The organism is Nocardia transvalensis NBRC 15921, from assembly GCF_000308875.1.
Classification (GTDB): domain Bacteria; phylum Actinomycetota; class Actinomycetes; order Mycobacteriales; family Mycobacteriaceae; genus Nocardia; species Nocardia transvalensis.
Window position 1 is genome coordinate 15,422 of sequence record NZ_BAGL01000054.1, and the last position, 13,171, is coordinate 28,592.

At 71.3% G+C, this 13,171-nt stretch carries 10 protein-coding genes; 2 read left to right on the forward strand and 8 right to left on the reverse strand.

The annotated features are described in order from the left end of the window. Positions 1–14: 14 nt before the first annotated feature. From ON41_RS16715 to ON41_RS16735, 5 genes are all read right to left on the reverse strand, one after another. Positions 15–2,003, reverse strand: a complete 1,989-nt coding sequence (locus ON41_RS16715) for a hypothetical protein (protein WP_040748578.1) — start codon at positions 2,001–2,003, stop codon at positions 15–17. After that, the gene (locus ON41_RS16720) at positions 2,000–4,099 is read right to left on the reverse strand and encodes an ABC transporter permease family protein (protein ID WP_040748579.1); all 2,100 of its coding nucleotides are present in this window, start codon (positions 4,097–4,099) and stop codon (positions 2,000–2,002) included. Before ON41_RS16720 ends, ON41_RS16715 begins: the two co-directional genes overlap by 4 nt. Beyond that, on the reverse strand, positions 4,099–5,400 hold the full coding sequence (locus ON41_RS16725; protein ID WP_051161673.1) for an ABC transporter substrate-binding protein: 1,302 nt from the start codon (positions 5,398–5,400) through the stop codon (positions 4,099–4,101). The genes ON41_RS16720 and ON41_RS16725 overlap by 1 nt, the downstream gene beginning before the upstream one ends. A gap of 104 nt (positions 5,401–5,504) precedes the next feature. Continuing rightward, positions 5,505–6,755 (reverse strand): SPFH domain-containing protein, encoded by a 1,251-nt coding sequence (locus tag ON41_RS16730; RefSeq protein ID WP_040748580.1) that lies wholly within the window; start codon positions 6,753–6,755, stop codon positions 5,505–5,507. Beyond that, on the reverse strand, positions 6,755–7,186 hold the full coding sequence (locus ON41_RS16735) for an NfeD family protein (protein WP_040748581.1): 432 nt from the start codon (positions 7,184–7,186) through the stop codon (positions 6,755–6,757). Before ON41_RS16735 ends, ON41_RS16730 begins: the two co-directional genes overlap by 1 nt. 137 nt (positions 7,187–7,323) lie before the next feature. Between ON41_RS16735 and ON41_RS16740 the strand changes: the two genes are divergently transcribed. Beyond that, entirely contained in the window at positions 7,324–8,145 is an 822-nt protein-coding gene (locus ON41_RS16740; protein WP_040748582.1) for a DUF3097 domain-containing protein, read from the forward strand. A gap of 36 nt (positions 8,146–8,181) precedes the next feature. Here the strand turns inward: ON41_RS16740 and ON41_RS16745 are convergent, their stop codons facing one another. Both ON41_RS16745 and ON41_RS16750 read right to left on the reverse strand, forming a co-directional pair. Continuing rightward, positions 8,182–8,556, reverse strand: a complete 375-nt coding sequence (locus ON41_RS16745; RefSeq protein ID WP_040748583.1) for a VOC family protein — start codon at positions 8,554–8,556, stop codon at positions 8,182–8,184. A 76-nt stretch (positions 8,557–8,632) separates the two neighbouring features. Further along, entirely contained in the window at positions 8,633–9,349 is a 717-nt protein-coding gene (locus tag ON41_RS16750; RefSeq protein ID WP_051161684.1) for a helix-turn-helix transcriptional regulator, read from the reverse strand. A gap of 213 nt (positions 9,350–9,562) precedes the next feature. On the opposite strand from ON41_RS16750, the gene ON41_RS16755 reads away from it, so the two are divergent. Then, positions 9,563–10,375 (forward strand): Rv1486c family protein, encoded by an 813-nt coding sequence (locus ON41_RS16755; RefSeq protein ID WP_040748584.1) that lies wholly within the window; start codon positions 9,563–9,565, stop codon positions 10,373–10,375. Between the two features lie 33 nt (positions 10,376–10,408). Here ON41_RS16755 and ON41_RS16760 read toward each other — a convergent pair. Continuing rightward, positions 10,409–13,171: ATP-binding protein (locus tag ON41_RS16760; protein WP_040748595.1), on the reverse strand; the 2,763-nt coding region annotated here is incomplete at its 5' end.

Consider the following 13,171-nt stretch of genomic DNA (forward strand, 5'->3'; position numbering starts at 1 on the left):
AGTCGGCGCGACGGTCACGCCAGCGCCACCACCGGGTCGCCGCCGTCGGCGACCGGCAACGGCCACTGGTCGACGTCGGACAGCGGGGTGACGCCACGCGCGACCAGGCGGGCGCAGACGGGTTCGCGATAGTCGGCGGCGAGCAGGGCGGCGGGGTGCAGGCTCTGTGCCCTGGCCAGCCACCCACTGGCCTGCCGCAGCACCTCGTCGGTATCGAGGTCGCCCGTGAGCAGCAGGCTGCCGTACTCGGGCGCGACGGCCGCCGCGGACCCGAGATGCTGCAGGCAGCGGGCGGTGCCGAGCCGGTGGTTCAGCTCGTCGTAGCGGGTCAGGGCCAGTTGCCAGAAGCGCAGGGCCCGCCGCGGTTCGCCGCGCATCCACCACAGCACGCCCATTATCTCGAAGGTGTGCGCCCGCCCGGCGGGGTCGCGGCCGCTGCGGGTCAGCGATTCGGCCAGTTCGAGGCGATTGCGGGCCGCGACCAGGCGGCCCTGCCGCAGGTGCACGATCGCGAGGTCGACCAGCGCGCACACCTCCCCCGCGATATCCGCGTACGGCAGCCACCACCACGCCTTCTCGAGCTGGTCGACGACCTCGTCGAGCGCATCGCCCGGCGGGTCGGCGGACCGGTCCGGCCCGCGCAGCCGTCTCGTCCATCCCGCGACCCGGCCCGCGAACACGCCCGGCGGCGGGTCCGGCGGTGCGGGAGCGTCCGGGGTGTCGAGCCGCTGAAGGGCGAGCCGATGCGCGCGGCGCGCCTGCAGGCTCGTCGAATAGCGGCGCGGGCGGTAGGCCCGGACGCGCGGGCCGGGTTCTCCCGCGCGGATCCGGGCCAGTGCGCGCAACTCCGGGCGATCGCCGCCGAGGGGGGAGTCCATGATCCGGCGGACGGCGGCGGCGACACCGTCGGCGTCCTCGGGCCATCCGTTGTAGGCGTACCAGACGTCCAGCGCATCGGCGATGCGCGCGAGGGCGGAAACGTCGACGGTCCGGCGCAGATCCTCCGGCAGCCGCGGGGCCCGCCGGGCGTCGGCGCGACCGTAGTCGGGACCGGGTGCGAGGGTGGGCGCCCGCGGCGCCGGGGGTGGCGCGCAGGCCTCGACCAGTTCGGCCAGCCGCAGCCATTCGTCGGTGAACCAGCGCCGCGCGCCCGCGCCGAGCCGGTTGGAGTCCAGCGCGATCACCCAGCGCTGGGCCCGGTCGGCGTAGTGCCGCAGCAGCGCCGGGGCCATCGCCTGCCGCGCGGCACGGTTGCGGATCGCCACCTCGGCATCGCCGGGGCGCGGCCGGCCGGCGACGGCCGGGACGTAGGCGAGGCGGAAGACATCCGCCGTGCGGCGCGTCCGCTCGGCGGCCTCCGGTTCGGCCCGCCGGCGGCGGTCGGCGAACCGGTCCTCGGCGCAGTGCGCCAGCACCTCGTGCGCCATCAGGCGGCGGATCACCGCGGCGGCCGTCAGGGACCGCGGTTCGGGTGTTCGGGAGTGCGCAGGCAGCAGGTGCTCGGCGGCGAGCATCGCGCTCACGACGTCGAACAGGGCCGCGGATTCGTAGTCGGGCAGGGCGAGATCGCGCAGGCCCGCGGCGACGGCGACGTCCTCCGGAAGCAGGTCCGGGCGGACGCTCGGCGGGCGAAAGGCCGTGGGCTCGAACCGTTCTCGCACCGGGACGGCCGGCTCCACCAGGGTCGCGGTCATATCGAGTTCGCGGCCGCGCCGGACCCGCTCGCGCATATCCGACAGGCGGCGCCACACCAGATACACGGCGGCGACGACCACCGCCAGGACGACGATCCAGCGCAACGCGCCGACGATCCGGCTCACCACCGGGTTCTCGCCGACCACGCCCTCGAGAAGTTTGGCGACGACCTCCAGCATGATCGACGACGCGATCACCCACGCACTGCCCAGCAAGCCTTGCCAGACAGAGGATTTCGGCGTCGCGATGAGCGTCGCCGCCGACTCGGGGGCGGGCGCGCGGTGCGGTTCGCGCGGTGTCTCGGTCATCGCAGCACCCCGCCGGTGAGTCCCGGAACCAGGAAGCGACGCCAGGTCGCCAGCAGCAGGAGCGTGGGCGGTACGGCCGCCAGCAGCGCACCGGCGGCGAGATGGCTCGCGTTCTCGTTGAACTGCCGCGCCTCACCCCACAGCAGCAGCGACCACGGGCTGACATCGGAGCCGCTGACCAGCAGCCCGATGAAGAAGTCGTTCCACACCTGGATCAGCTCCAGCACGGCCACCGCGCCCAGGGCGGTGCGCGCGGCGACCAGCACCCGCCACACGACCGCGCCCGGACCGGCGAGGCCGTGCAGGGCGTCCGCGGCGGGGCTGTCCAGCGGCGCCAGCAGCGCGCCGCGCAGGATGAGCACGGCGATCGGCAGCCCGATGGCCGCGTGCACGACGATCAGCGACGAGACGGAAGTGCCGGTGAGACCGAACAATTCGATCACCCGCCGGATCGGACCGACGTACATCTGCGCGGGCATCACCGTGAACACCACCAGGAAGACGACCGCGACCTTGGACACCGCGCTGTCGGACCGCAGCGCCGCCAGATAGTGGGCGACGGGCAGGGCCGCGCACAGCAGCAGCAGCGTCGCCCACAGCGCGACCCAGCCGGTATTCGCCATCGCCCGCAGCATCTCGCTGTCGCGCCACACCGCGTCCGGTCCGGCGAGACCCGGGCCATCCGCGCCGATCAGACCGAAGACGGCGAGTACCACGATCGGCCACACCGCCAGCAGCGATACCGCCAGCACCCGCAGGAGCCCCCGGGTCGTCGCCGATATTCGCCGGCGACCCGTCAGGCCCGGCGGGGCCAGCCGCGGCGGCACCGGTTCCCGGGCCGGACGAGCCGCCCATCCGGTCTGATGGCGGCGCACATTGGTCTGCAACACGTAGGCCGCCAGCCCGACCAGCACCGCCAGCGGCAGCGCGTAGGCCGCCGCCACGCCGCGGTCGAGCCCATCGTCGGTGACCAGCCGCCACCAGTGCACGGTCGCGCTGTCGAGCGAATACTGCAGCGATCCGGGCACGGCGATCAGGATCGCGTCGAAGACGCGGGCCGCCGCCACGGCGACCACCAGCCCGAGAACCAGGAAGACCGGACGCACCAGTTCGAAGAGCCGTCTGCGGGACGGGCGGGCGGCACGGCGCGCGGCGTGCGTGCGCGCCCGCGCCGACAGGAAGGCCCGCACCCGGGGGCCGGTCCAGGGCACCCGCAGTTCGGTACGCGCGGGCCGGGTCTCCCGGTGGTAGGCGTAGTCGCGGCGCACCGGGTCGGCCTCCACGGCGTCGACGGCCGCCCGGAAGAGGGTGAACAGCACACCCAGCCACGCCCACACGAAGACCGCGAACAGCAGGCCGAACAACCACATCTGCTGCCCGGTCACGCTGTCCAGCGGCAGCCGCCGCTGCGGATACTCGAACACCAGCCGCAGCGCCAGCCCACCGGCGAACGCCGACATCCCGAACGGGAGGATCAGCGGCTGCCACGGCCACCAGGCGCGCCGCCCGATGCGCGCGAATTCCAGTGCCGCGCCGAGGATTCCGAGCGCGCACAGCACCCACAGCAAGGTGCGGCCGTACGCGCCGCGCCCCTCGGCTCCCAGCGCCACCGCGATCCCCCAGGCCGAGATCACCAACGCCGTCACCGACACCACGAGCAGCACCGTCCACAGCGCCGCCGCGCGAGTCCTGTTCCGCAGCAACAGGAACTCCGCCAGCGGACCCCGGATCCGGCCGATGCGCGCCACCCACCGCGCGAACGGATGCGGAGCTTCGGCATCACCGGACCGACTGCCCCGCCAGGTGTTCCACAGGGCTGCCAGCCGCGCGTCCTTGCGAAATGTCATGCGCAGCAACACCGCCGCGGCCGCGAAGACCGCGCAGCACACCACCATCCCGGGCCGCACCCGGGCTGCGGTCCACACGGTCGTCGCCGCCGGGCCGACGAGCAGTAACAGGACGAGCGCCGCGGCCGGGAGTTGCAGCACCCACGACACCCACCGCCGCGGATGACTGCCGGCGATCAGGGGCCCGGCCATCCGCCGGGTCGCCAGTTCCAGCTCCAAACCGTTGGCGTACAGCCGCTCCGGCGCCATCACGACCTCCGCTCGAACTCGTCGAGCGCGGCGATCGCGTGTTCGGTGGCCGCGTCCACCCGGTCCACCCGGCCGTCTCCGACCGTCACGAGGAAATCGGTGAGCACCCGCCACAGTCCGTCCCGCCGTCCGGCCGGGCCGATGAGGTCGGCGAAGTCGAAGACGGTCCACGAATTCAGCTGGTCCGCCACGGGATCGAGCATCGGCCGGTGGTCCGGCCGGGCGCGGGGGCTCGGCGCCAGGAATCCGCCGTACCGGTCGATCCACGGCCGCACGGCGGTGGGCGCGGCCAGCGCGCCGACCACCGGATCGACGGCGCGCCGGGTCTCGGCCGTCACCACGAGGACGTCACCGCCGCCGATCAGCGGCCGGTCCTTCCCGTCCTCGACGACCGGGAACTGCATGACGCCAACCGCGTCGTCGTCGCGCCCCGCGCGGTCCAGGCTGCTGCGCACGATCGGTTCGGCGAAGTCCGGGGCGACCACCATGGCCGCACTGCGCAATTCGAATACCTGCCGCACCGCGTCCGGATACTGGCGGGTGAGCGCGCCGGTCACACCGCCCGGGAACGCGCCGGCCTGACCCCAGACCTCACCGATCCGATGGAAGGTGGCCCGCACCGAATCCAGATTCCACACCCGCGGCCGGATGCGCCCGTCTCCCGACGCGGCCAGATCCCGGTAGTCCCACTGGTTTTCGCTGTAGAGCACGTTGCCGAACATGTCGGCCAGCACCCACCCGTCGGCCGCGCCCAGCGCCAGGGGACGGCGACCGGCGGCGGCGATGCGGCGCATCTTCCCGGGCCATTGCGCCAGCGTCCACTCCTGCGGATCGTCGCGCGGGCCGGTCCCGCCGAAGGCGAAGCGGTCGTACCAGACCAGCGACTTGTTCGCCGACTTGAACGGCACGGCGTACGGTTTTCCGTTCTCCCACAACAACTCTTGCCACACATCGTGGTAGAGCGGGCCCCCGGCGTCGGTCCACAGCGACTCCGGCAGCACGCGCAGCCGGTCCCCCGCGAGTTCCCGCACACGCCCCACCTCCGGCAGCATCACCAGATCGGGCGCCGAGCGGCCGCGCGCCAGCAGGGCGGTATCGATATCGTCGCCGAGCGGCAGGACGTCGACCCGGTCGCGCAGGCCCGCGCCGTCGAGAACGGCGCGGAAGGCGGCGAGTTCGGATCCGCTCCAGGGCACCGCGATTCGCACCGCGTCCGGATCACCCAGCAGGATGCCCGGAGCACAGGCCGCGAGAAAAGGGGCGAGTGCCCCCGCCTGAAGTACCGCTCGTCGCCTCACCATCGTCCCCCCGATACCGCGTCGTTGCAGCCGGTCGTGTCAGCTCCGGGGGCTGGTTCTAGATCGGAGAACCAGCCACCCGGAACATCGCACGAACCGCCGAGACGTTAACGGCCCTGCGGGAACTCCGGCGGCTGCCACGGCCGGTTCTCACCGGCGGGCGGGAAGGACTGCTGCGGCGGCTGTGCACGGTCCGGCTGGAAGCCCCCGCCGCCGATCCCCGGCTGCGGCTGATTCCGCCCCGGCACCGGCGGGATCGGCGATTCCACCGGCGTGGCGGCCGCGGCCTCGGCGGCGCGCACGGCCCGCTCGGCGGCCGGGTCGGTCTTGACGTCGAACCAGTCGGCGACCTCGTCGGCGTCGTCCTCCGGCCGCGGGCCACCGTCGCCGTCGGGCGCCGGCTCGTAGCGGAAGACGCCGTCCTCGCCCTGGGTGCCGAAGTTGCGCGCGAAGCCCTCGAGGGCCTTGCCGAAATCGCTGGGCACCATCCACACCTTGTTGGCGTCGCCCTTGGCGACCAGCGGCAGCGTCTGCATGTACTGGTAGGCAAGCAGTTCCGGGGTGGGCTTCCCGGACTTGATTGCGGCGAAGACCTTTTCGATGGCCTTGGCCTGGCCCTGTGCCTGCAGGTAGGCGGCGGCGCGTTCACCCTGGGCCCGCAGGATCCGGCTCTGCCGGTCACCTTCCGCGCCGAGGATCGCCGACTGCTTGGAACCTTCCGCGGACAGGATCTGGGCCTGCTTGGCGCCCTCGGCGGACTTGATCTGCGCCTCGCGGTTACCTTCCGCGGTGAGGATCATGGCCCGCTTCTCGCGGTCGGCCTTCATCTGCTTCTCCATCGACTCCTGGATCGACGGAGGCGGATCGATGGCCTTCAGCTCGACTCGCGCGACGCGCAGGCCCCAGCGGCCGGTGGCCTCGTCGAGCACGCCGCGCAGCTGCGAGTTGATCTGGTCGCGGGAGGTCAGCGTCTCCTCCAGGGTCATGCCGCCGACCACGTTGCGCAGCGTGGTGATGGTCAGCTGCTCGACCGCGGCGATGTAGTTGCTGATCTCGTAGACCGCCGCCTGCGGGCTGGTGACCTGGAAGTACACCACCGAGTCGATCTGGACGGTCAGGTTGTCCTGCGTGATCACCGGCTGCGGCGGGAAGGACACCACGCGCTCGCGCAGGTCGACCTTGGCCCGGACGCGGTCGGCGAACGGCACCAGGAACGTCAGCTGGCCCGACACCGTGCGCGAATAGCGGCCCAGGCGCTCGATGACGGCGGCCTCGGCCTGCGGCACCAGCGCGATCGATTTGAACACCACCACCACGACCAGGATGACGAGGACGATGGCGACGATCAGTACAGCCATTAAGGCCCCTTCCACACGACGGCGTGCGCGCCGTCGATCTTCATGACGTAGACGGTCTCACCCTCGGCGTACTCCTCGCCGTGATCGAGCGGGCGGGCGCTCCACACCTCGCCCCCGATCTTGACCTGGCCGGTGTGCTCGTTGACCGTCTGGAGCACCCGGGCGGTCTTGCCCGGAAGCGCGTCCACGTTCGTCGGAGTGGGTGGTGGAGTTGCGAACCGCCGCAACAGCATCGGGCGCACCAGCAACATCAGCGCCACGGAGCTCACCCCGAACACGATGGCGTCGACCAGGATCGAGGTACCCGCCACCCCGGACACGCCCGCCGTCACGAGCGCGGCGCCACCCAGCATGAGCAGCGTGAAATCACCGGTGAGCATTTCGGCGGCCGCGAGCAGGATCCCCGCGACCAGCCACACGATTGCGGCCACGCTCTCACTCTAGTGGGCGAGGGCACAGGATGAGGGCTACACACGCGACTTGTGATCTCCCGAGTCGCCGGACCGGCCGCCGCATACCACCAGGACTTGTGACCAGTCGGGGTGGTGCGCAAGGTATTTTCGAGCGCGTGAGTACGCGCGACTACGGGGACATCTTCGGTGGACACGCCAGGAAGACGAAGCGCCCGGCGCCACAGGTGGAGGCCGACCGCGAGCTGGTGGTCGAGGACGCCGCGACCGGATTCTGCGGCGCCGTCGTCGGTTTCGACCGCAGCTACGACGGCGAGTTCGTGAAACTGGAGGACCGCCACGGGAAGGTCCGGCTGTTCGCGTTGCGGGAGGCGGCCTTTCTCATCGATGGACAGCCGGTCACGCTGATCCGGCCGCGGGCCGCCGCGCCGGCCCGGCCGACCCGTTCGGCCTCGGGGTCGACGCGGGTCGAGGGGCTGCGCGCGCGGGTGGCGCGGACCAGCCGCATCTGGGTGGAGGGTGTGCACGACGCCGCGCTCGTCGAGCGGGTGTGGGGGCACGACCTGCGCGTGGAGGGCGTCGTCGTCGAACATCTCGAGGGTCTGGACAACCTGGCGGAGCGACTGACCGGCTTCGAACCGGGCCCGGGCCGCCGGGTCGGCGTCCTGGTCGACCATCTGGTCACCGGGTCCAAGGAGACGCACCTGACGGCCGGGCTCGGGCCGCACGTCCTGGTGACCGGCCATCCCTATATCGATGTGTGGCAGGCCGTGCGCCCGGCCGCGCTCGGCATCCGGGCCTGGCCCGACGTGCCGCGCGGCGAGGACTGGAAGACCGGCATCTGCGACCGGCTGGGCTGGGGCACCCCACAGGAGGGCTGGCGGCGGGTCTACGAGGCCGTCGGCAGCTTCCGCGATCTGGAGGCGCCCCTGATCGGCGCGGTGGAACGGCTCATCGACTTCGTCACCGAGCCGGAGTAGTGCGGCGGCGCCACCGTCGGCGCCGCCGCCGTCCGATCACGCCGAGGGCGGCGTGAAGACCATGAAGCGGTTGTTCTCGCCGTCGAGCAGGTGCGCGAACGTCAGGCCGTCCGGTGTGGTGGTGAGCGGGGTGAGCACCTTGCCGCCGAGCGCCACCGCCCGGTCGGACGTCGCCGCGACGTCCCGGACGACGACGCAGAACATCGCGTGCGGCGTGTCGGAGTCGTCGATATGCGCAATCCCGCCGGCGGGGATCTCCTGGCCCGCGTAGGTGACCAGGTCGTACCCCTCGCCGCTGCCGGCATCGGAGCGGAAGCCCCAGCCGAACAGCTCGCCGTAGAAGCGCTGGGCCGCCGCGGCGTCGGCGCTGCCCACCTGGAACCAGGCCACGGTGTCGAATTCGGGTGCCATGCGATATCTCCCTCTCGGATTCCGCGCAGCCCGTCCGGCGGCGCGGATCCCAGCTTCGGGGACCCGCGCGACAACCCTATGTCGGTGTTTTGTCGAGACTCAGAATTCGGACGATGCGGTCCGGCGAGATGCCCTCGCAGTCGCGCGACGGTCGGGCCGCGGTGACGATGTCGCCCAGCCGCGCCGACCGGATGCGGTCCAGCCGGAAGACCCGGCTCTCCTCGCGCAGCCGGCACCATCCGATCAGGTACCACCCGTCCCAGCCGCACATGAGCTGGGCCGGTTCGACGGCGCGCTCGGTCGCCGCGCCGAACCGGTCCAGATAAGACATCTCGAGCACGCGACGGCTCTGCACGGCCTGCTGCACCAGCCCGGCGAAGGGCGCGGACCGCCGCTCGTCGTCCAGCTCCATCAACCGCACCCGGCCCGCCAGATCCCGTGCCGCATGCGCCGACTCGTCCGACAGCGCCGCCAGGATCTTGGCCAGCGCGCCGCTGCCCGCCGCGTCGAACGGCGTGCCGCGCAGCTGCTGCAGCGCGACCCCGATGGCCACCACCTCGGTCGGGGAGAAGTTCAACGGCGGCAACGACATCCGCTTGTCCAGCGCATAGCCGCCCGTCCGGCCCACATCGGCGTAGATGGGCACGCCCGACTGCTGCAACGCCGAGATATCGCGCTCGATGGTCCGCACGCTCACCTCGTACCGGGCCGCCAGCTCGCGCGCCGACCGCCGCCGCGGCGCGATCGCCCGCAGATCCTCCACCAGCGCGTACAACCGATCCGTCCGGTTCACATCCACCCCCTCGTCGGGCCGTCTGCCCGCAGACTAACGGCACCCACCGACACCCGCGCGTCCCGCGCCGCGGCCGATGGTTTCCGTCCCGGAGTCGGGATTCCCCGGTCGCCCGGCGGGTGCGGCCGCGGGCATCCGATCGGGCGAAGGCGTCGGCCACCGAGGTTCCGACACCGGCGGGTAGGCGTGCAATTACCCAGTTATGCTCGAAACATGTGTTCTCCCAGTGCGACGCTGACGGTATGGGCCGGGTCCTGGCTGGCCGGCCACAGCGCACCCGACGATGTGCTCGACGCGTTGCGCGCCTGGGCGCCGCGGCACGGTGTGGCGGCCGGGGATCCGGTCACCGGCGGACGCACCGGCCTGCCGTGGCCGACGGCGGAACCGATCGGCGTCGGCACGGGAATCATGATGCTGCTCAAGGTGATCCGGGAGGCCCTGGAGGCGCCGCGCGCGCTGGTACGCCTCGTGCTACCGGTGCCCGGCGATGTGCGGGGGCTGCCCACCGGATCCGAATTCGCCTCGGCGGCACTGGAAGCGGAGGAGGGCATCGTCGTCGGCGTCCCCGGCGAGGAGGGCGTCGGCCTGGTGCCGCAGTGGTCCGGCGACGACACCCTGCAGTGGACCGTCTACCACACCCCGGTCCCGAATCCGACGCCCGATATGGCCCTCGGCGAGGCCGAGTACGCGATGCGCCAGGCCGTGCGCGACGCGGCCGACGCGCTCATGCAGCTGCAGACCACCGGCGTCGGCACCGACGACATGGATCCGCGCGAGATGGTGGAGGCCGAACTCGCCGACTACTCCCGGCACGTCTACCCCGATTCGGCGCCACTGCGGGCCCGCCGCATCCTCGACACCGCCGACCACGTCGCCGCGATTCTGACCGTGGCGCAGCAGGCCCCCGCCTCCTCCCCCGCCTCGGCCAGCGCCATGCACGCGCAGGAGACGCTGCTGCGACCCCTGTGGGACGCCATCCGCGCCGCCCGCCTCACCGCCGTGCACGCGGCCGCCGGGAACCGCTGACGTCCTCCGGGAACCGGTGCGCCGCACGCCGTATCAGCGCGGACCCGCATCCGGCCGGGCCGCGTCGGCGAGCCACCGATCGATACAGCCGAGCAGTTCGTCCGGATCGACGGGTTTGGTGATGTAGTCGCTGGCCCCGGACGCCAGGCTCTTCTCCCGGTCACCGGCCATGGCCTTGGCGGTCACCATGATGATCGGCAGCCGGTCGAAGCGCGGCATCTGGCGGATGGTCGTCGTGGTGGCGTAGCCGTCCATCTCCGGCATCATCACGTCCATCAGGATGACGTCGACGTCCGGGTGATCCCGCAACGCCTCGATCCCCTTGCGGCCGTTGGGCGCGTGCTCGACCCGCATACCGTTCAGCTCCAGGACACCGGCGATGGCCAGCACGTTCCGGGCGTCGTCGTCGACGAGCAGCACCCGCCGTCCCTGCAGCCGCGGATAGCCGGGCCGCCGGCCCGGGGTCTCGATCCCGGTGGGATGCGGCTGGGTGAGCAGCAGGATGAACCGTTCCCGGAACTCGTCGGCCGAGCCGAGCAGTTCGTACCCGTGGTTGCGGGCGGCCGTCTCCGCCGACTGCTGTTGCTCCGAATCCAGCGGGCGGATCGGATGGGCCAGCATCGGAATGCTGCGCGGCGCGATGCGGCTCCGCAGCCCGTCCAGGAACGACGGCGAGAACGCACCCGGCAGGCTCGCGTCCACCAGGACGTACTGGCATCCCGACACCAGCTCGAACGCCTCCTCCGCGACGCCGACGGATTCGATCCGCACGGTCCCCTCGGTGTCGGACACCTCCCCCACCAGGCCGTCGACCAGGCGGGTCAGCGGCCGCTCGACCGGATTCTCCACGATGAGCACCGTCCGCGCCGTCGTCTTCGGCCGCATCCTGGCCTCGGCGGGCGCCTCCTGCGGCATGCGGACCGGAATGAACAGCGTGAACGTACTGCCGACGCCGAGCCGGCTCTCCGCGCGGATCTCGCCACCGAGCAGATTCGCCACCTGCCTGCTGATCGACAAGCCGAGGCCGGTGCCGCCGTAACGGCGGCTGGTGGTGCCATCGGCCTGCTGGAACGCCGCGAAGATGGTCTCCAGATTCTGCTCGGCGATGCCGATGCCGGTGTCGCGCACCGAGAACGCGACCTGATCGCCGTCCCGGCAGACCCGCAACTCGATCTGCCCCTGCTCGGTGAACTTCACCGCGTTGGACAGCAGGTTGCGCAGCACCTGCCGCAGCCGCTGCTCGTCGGTGTCGATATGCGTCGGCACATCGGCCTCGACCTCGACCTCGAAGGCGAGACCCTTCTGGATCGTCAGCGGCTGGAAGGTGGTCTGCACGTACTCGATCAACTGCCGCAGCGGAATCCGCTCGGCGCGCACGTCCATCTTGCCCGCCTCGACCTTGGTCAGATCGAGGATGTCGTCGATCAATTGCTGGAGATCCTTGCCGGCGGACTGGATCACCCGGGCGAATTCGACCTGTTTGGCGGTGAGGTTCTTCGACGCGTTCTGCGACAGCACCCCGGCGAGAATGAGCAGGCTGGTCAGCGGCGTGCGCAGTTCGTGCGACATATTCGCGAGGAATTCCGACTTGTATTTCGACGCCAGCGCCAATTGCTGCGCGCGTTCCTCGATCTCCTGGCGGGCCTGCTCGATCTCGAAATTCTTCATCTCGATATCGCGGTTCTGCCGGACCAGCAGTTCGGCCTTCTCTTCGAGTTCGGCATTGGATTGCTGCAGCTGCCCGGCCAGCCGCTGCGACTCCTTCAGCAGCGAGTCGGTGCGCACATTCGCCATGATGGTGTTGACGTTGACGCCGATACTCTCCATGAGTTGTTCGAGGAAGTCCCGCTGCACGGCGGTGAACCGGCCGAAGGAGGCCAGCTCGATCACGCCGAGCACCTGATCTTCGAAGACGATCGGTAGCACGATCAGGCTCGCGGGTTTCCCGGCGCCCAGGCCGGAGGAGATCCACACGTAATCGGGCGGCGTCTGCTCGACGAGGATCGTCTTCTTGGTCTGCGCCACCTGGCCGACCAGCGATTCGCCGAGATCGAAGATCGTATCGTCCTCCTTGCGGCCGTAGCCCGCGATCAGCCGCAGCCGGCCGCGCTCGCTGTCGCCCTCCATGAAGAAGAACGCGCCGTACTGCGCCTCGACCAGGGGCGTCATCTGGCTCATGATCAGCTGCGCCACCGCGCTCAGGTCGCGGTGGCCCTGCAGCCGGCCGGAGATCCGGGCGAGGTTGGTGTTGAGCCAGGCCTGCTCCTCGTTGGTGCGGGTGGTCTCGCGCAGCGACTGCACCATCGCGTTGATGTTGTTCTTCAGCGCGGCCACCTCGCCGTTGGCCTCGACCGCGATCGAGCGGGTGAGATCGCCGGTGGCGACCGCGCTGGCCACCTCGGCGATGGCGCGCACCTGCCGGGTCAGGTTGCCGGCGAGTTCGTTCACGTTCTCGGTCAGCCGCTTCCAGGTGCCGGAGACGCCCTCGACCTCGGCCTGGCCGCCGAGTTTGCCCTCCTTGCCGACCTCGCGCGCCACACGGGTGACCTCGGCGGCGAACGACGACAGCGTGTCGACCATCGTGTTGATCGTTGTCTTGAGCTCGAGGATCTCGCCGTGCGCGTCGACGTCGATCTTCTGCGACAGGTCGCCGCGCGCGACCGCGGTGGTGACCTGGGCGATGGACCGCACCTGGCTGGTGAGGTTGCCGGCCATCGAATTCACGTTGTCGGTCAGGCTCTTCCACGTTCCGGCGACATTCGGCACGCGGGCCTGGCCGCCGAGCATGCCCTCCGT